We start from the raw sequence: 3,809 nt of genomic DNA, 5'->3' as shown, positions 1-3,809 counted from the left end.
CATAAAAATACCCCTTTCACTGGATTGTCCAGTAAAAGGGGTACATATCATTTCTACGAAATCACGATTTTCAAGTCACTCCCGTCTGTTATTTATTACAGTAACTTTGTAAACTATTTTTAATAAACTCATTTACTTTATCGTCATCATATACTACCTCTTTTAGGTATAATCCTGCAGCATCTGCCTTAGGGCCAGCAAATTGACGTTCTCTTTTATCTAATATTTCTTTTATATAGTCCGCTTCATACTTACCAGCAGCTACATTTTGTATAGTTCCAATAATTATCCTAACCATGTTATATAAGAAACCATTCCCTGTAATTTCAAAATTTACAATGTTAGGGTTAATCGGATCTTTTTCCATAGTTAAACTATATATTGTCCTAACCTTATCCTCAACACTAGAGTTTTTTGAACAAAATGATGAAAAGTTATGTTCTCCTATAAAATACTTCAGTGCTTCTTGAGCCTTTTCAAAATTAAAATCAAAACTATGTTTACCTACATAATTTAATAAAAATGGATCAACTTCTCTTCCGATGTATAATTTATAATAATATGTTTTTTGTGTACTATTATATCTAACATGGAAATTCTCTGAAACTGTCGTTGCCCCCACTATTCTAATATCTTTTGGAATAGTAGCATTTAAAGCCTTAACCCAGGCAACATCTGGAATATTTAAATCAGTATCAAAATGTAATACCTGCCCATAGGCATGAACACCACTGTCCGTTCTTCCACTCATATAAAGTCGCACATCTTTTTTATTAATTTTCTTTAAACTCTTCTCAATTTCTTCTTGAATTGTATTATTATTTGGTTGTATTTGAAATCCATGGTAATTGCTACCATCATATCTACAAAGTAAAGCTATTCTCACTTTTATCTCCTACATCTTTTATTTTTAATATTTTTTTGCCTCTTCTTCTGTCATCCAAAAATGAATACCTCCAGTTGAATCATACCATCGATCTTCATTGAAATTTCCTGCATAAACCCACTCTCCAAGTTTATAACAAAAGTCCTCAGCAACAGTTGACCATGCTTCGTCATAAAAAATAGTACCTTCAAAATTTTTTATTTCTAATACCTTAGCTTTATCAGATCTGCAACAGTTTCTAGTTGAAGATACTCTTTTTGAATCACTTGGTATCAAAAGCTTTATAATTCTATTATTAAGTCCTTTTTTATAAGCAATAAACGCTCCTTGTTCAGGACAGTACAATTTAAAATACTCCGTTTTATTATCAAAAGTAATATTTTTTAAATTTGCACCTTCTAAAACAGCTGCATATAACTTGGCACCCTTAATATTAGAATTTTGTAAATTTACCTTTCTCATCGATGCTTTTTCTAGATTCGAATTAATAAAAATAGCATTTTCCATATTACAATCATCTAAAAGACAATTTTCTAGATTGCTATCTGTAAAATCTACATTACTAAAATCTACACTGATAAAATTTGAAGAAGAAAAATCTAATCTCGATAAGTTAAACCCTCTTAAATTCATATCTTCAAAAATCAAGTCATTAAAATTCTTTTCCCCGTGTTTTAATCGTTCACTAAAGTCCTCATACGAAATTTTTTTCATATATTAACACCTCTATATGATATTATAGCATATACAGTGACTTTCTATAAATTTTATCTGAATAAAATATTTTTAAAAAATACCGATTCAAAAATTAGATTTTAACTAACTCTCAAATCGGCATCTAAATATTCTATAATTATCTGAAATAAGGTTTTAAATTGAGTCTAAATAACTCATTATATCTTCACATATATTGTAACTAGCTTTTGGTAAATAATTTTTCATCATATTAATTTTCATCATTTCAATATCATCTTTCGATAATAATTGCTCTATATGTTTTAATACTTCTTCTTGATTTTCAGCAATTTTGGCCATATTATGTTTCTTAAAATATCTAGCATTTTCCATCTCCTGACCCGGTACTGGATTAAAAAGAATTAATGGAATATTACTCGCTAAAGCTTCAGATATAGTTACTCCTCCAGCCTTTGTTATGAGTACACTAGAAGATTTCATCCACTCATACATATTCTCTGTATATCCAAAGATCTTAACACCTTTATCTCCACTATATTTATACTCTAACTCTTTTTTCAACTTCATGTTCTTACCACAAATTACTACTACTTGAACATCGTTACTCTTCTTTTTAAATTGCTCGATAAGTATTGTAAAATCAGTAGATACCCCGAAAGCTCCTGCAGATAATAAAACTGTATTTTTTGTAGCACTTAGGCCATTATCTTTTAACCAACTATCAGTATCAAAATTATCATCAAATTTCTCTGCAATCGGTATACCAAATTTTTTAATCTTGTTCTTTTCTACACCTAATTTTAGCAACTCTTTTTCAGTATCGTCAGTCGCAACGTAGTATCGAACCGCTCCTTTTGTTAACCAACTTTTATGAAAATGATAATCTGTTATTATATTTACTATTGGTATCTTTTTATTTTTTAATAATGATAATGCTGGCGTAGGAAATGTAGATACAATAATATCTGGTTCAATCTCTTTTACTAATCTTTTTAAATAATCATAACTAAAATATCTGTAGATAGAAATATCACTTTGATTCCTACCAGCATAATATAAATACCCATAAACATCTCTAAAATATGAAAAGCTATATAGATACAACTTTTTTAGAACCGGTGTTAAATTCGGATGTGCTTGTAAAAACAAATCAGACTCTATCACTGTCACTCTATCACTATAATATTTTTCAAATATTTCTCTAATATTTTTTGAAACTTGTAGATGTCCATTCCCGAATGAACCTGTTATCAATAAGATCCTCTTCATACTACTTCACCTTACTTCCTACTATAATAAATTAGATTGTAAATAAGCACTATTGCACTTCCTAAAGACATCCCCGCTATCGTATCAGTTGGATAGTGAACTCCTAAATAAATTCTAGAGCTTACCATAAATAAAATTCCAGCTATAGCTACAACAATCGGAATATATGTATTTTTCTTCGTCAATTTTATAAATATTAATGCTAGTGACAAATACAGTATTGTGGCTGAAGTTGAATGTCCACTAGGAAAACTTAAACTATTCAACTCCACTAAGCGATGTATATTCGGTCGTGGACGATTAAATATTGTTTTAATAAAAGCCATCACTATTCCACATGTAACCATTGTAAGAGTTAAAAACAAAGTCTCTCTTTTAAACTTACTTGCGAATAAAATTATAACTATTATAGCTGTTATTATTGCACTTTGCTTCATATCTGCTATATTGGTCGTATTTAAATATATACTAGTAAGTATTGGATTCTCTAATCCTTGAATGAAATTGATAATTGTATTATCTAAAGGTTTTAAGAAACTGTCATACCCATTAGCCATTAAAATAAATATTCCAATAAATAATATAACTAAGTTCATCTGTTGTCTTTTTGTCATTTGATCTCCTATGAAATTATTTACTTTATAATTCCTATAATAATACCATAATTTAATACATATAGATAGTAAAATAAAATTCTCTCTTTCTCTTAAACTCTATAAAATTCATTTCGAATTTCCACGTGACCATAATCCACCAATAACGTTCTCCTCAAAATTTTAAAATTAATATGTTTCTGTTAACTATTCCAACATTAATATTATGCTATAATTTATTACTCTTTTTCTATAACTTCATCAAATTTGACTACATTTAATTTTTAAAAATCCACCCTAATTCCCCTTAAATATGTATATTTGTAAATGATGTGAGACAAAAAAAGTTAAAAATAAATACCTGA

General features: G+C 28.4%; 4 protein-coding genes. All 4 read right to left on the bottom strand.

Going from position 1 to position 3,809, the window contains the following annotated elements; translation table 11 throughout:
- Nucleotides 1-88: 88 nt before the first annotated feature.
- On the bottom strand, nucleotides 89-886 hold the full coding sequence (gene truA / locus RYK99_RS08780) for a tRNA pseudouridine(38-40) synthase TruA (RefSeq protein ID WP_314991851.1): 798 nt from the start codon (nucleotides 884-886) through the stop codon (nucleotides 89-91).
- A gap of 24 nt (nucleotides 887-910) precedes the next feature.
- Nucleotides 911-1,600: a pentapeptide repeat-containing protein gene (locus RYK99_RS08775; RefSeq protein WP_314991850.1), complete on the bottom strand. Its 690-nt coding sequence runs from the start codon at nucleotides 1,598-1,600 to the stop codon at nucleotides 911-913.
- A 156-nt stretch (nucleotides 1,601-1,756) separates the two neighbouring features.
- On the bottom strand, nucleotides 1,757-2,851 hold the full coding sequence (locus tag RYK99_RS08770; protein ID WP_314991849.1) for a glycosyltransferase: 1,095 nt from the start codon (nucleotides 2,849-2,851) through the stop codon (nucleotides 1,757-1,759).
- 11 nt (nucleotides 2,852-2,862) lie between these two features.
- On the bottom strand, nucleotides 2,863-3,465 hold the full coding sequence (locus RYK99_RS08765; protein ID WP_314991848.1) for a phosphatase PAP2 family protein: 603 nt from the start codon (nucleotides 3,463-3,465) through the stop codon (nucleotides 2,863-2,865).
- Nucleotides 3,466-3,809 lie beyond the last annotated feature (344 nt).

This window comes from uncultured Gemella sp. (assembly GCF_963537375.1).
Lineage (GTDB): Bacteria > Bacillota > Bacilli > Staphylococcales > Gemellaceae > Gemella.
Note: the sequence above shows the minus strand (reverse complement) of the source record. Positions and strands in the feature narration are given on the sequence as shown.

Bases quoted from the DNA above. Each gene is read 5' to 3' on its own strand.
- RYK99_RS08765 (WP_314991848.1), bottom strand. From the start codon at position 3,465: ATGACAAAAAGACAACAGATGAACTTAGTTATATTATTTATTGGAATA.
- RYK99_RS08775 (WP_314991850.1), bottom strand. From the start codon at position 1,600: ATGAAAAAAATTTCGTATGAGGACTTTAGTGAACGATTAAAACACGGG.
- RYK99_RS08770 (WP_314991849.1), bottom strand. From the start codon at position 2,851: ATGAAGAGGATCTTATTGATAACAGGTTCATTCGGGAATGGACATCTA.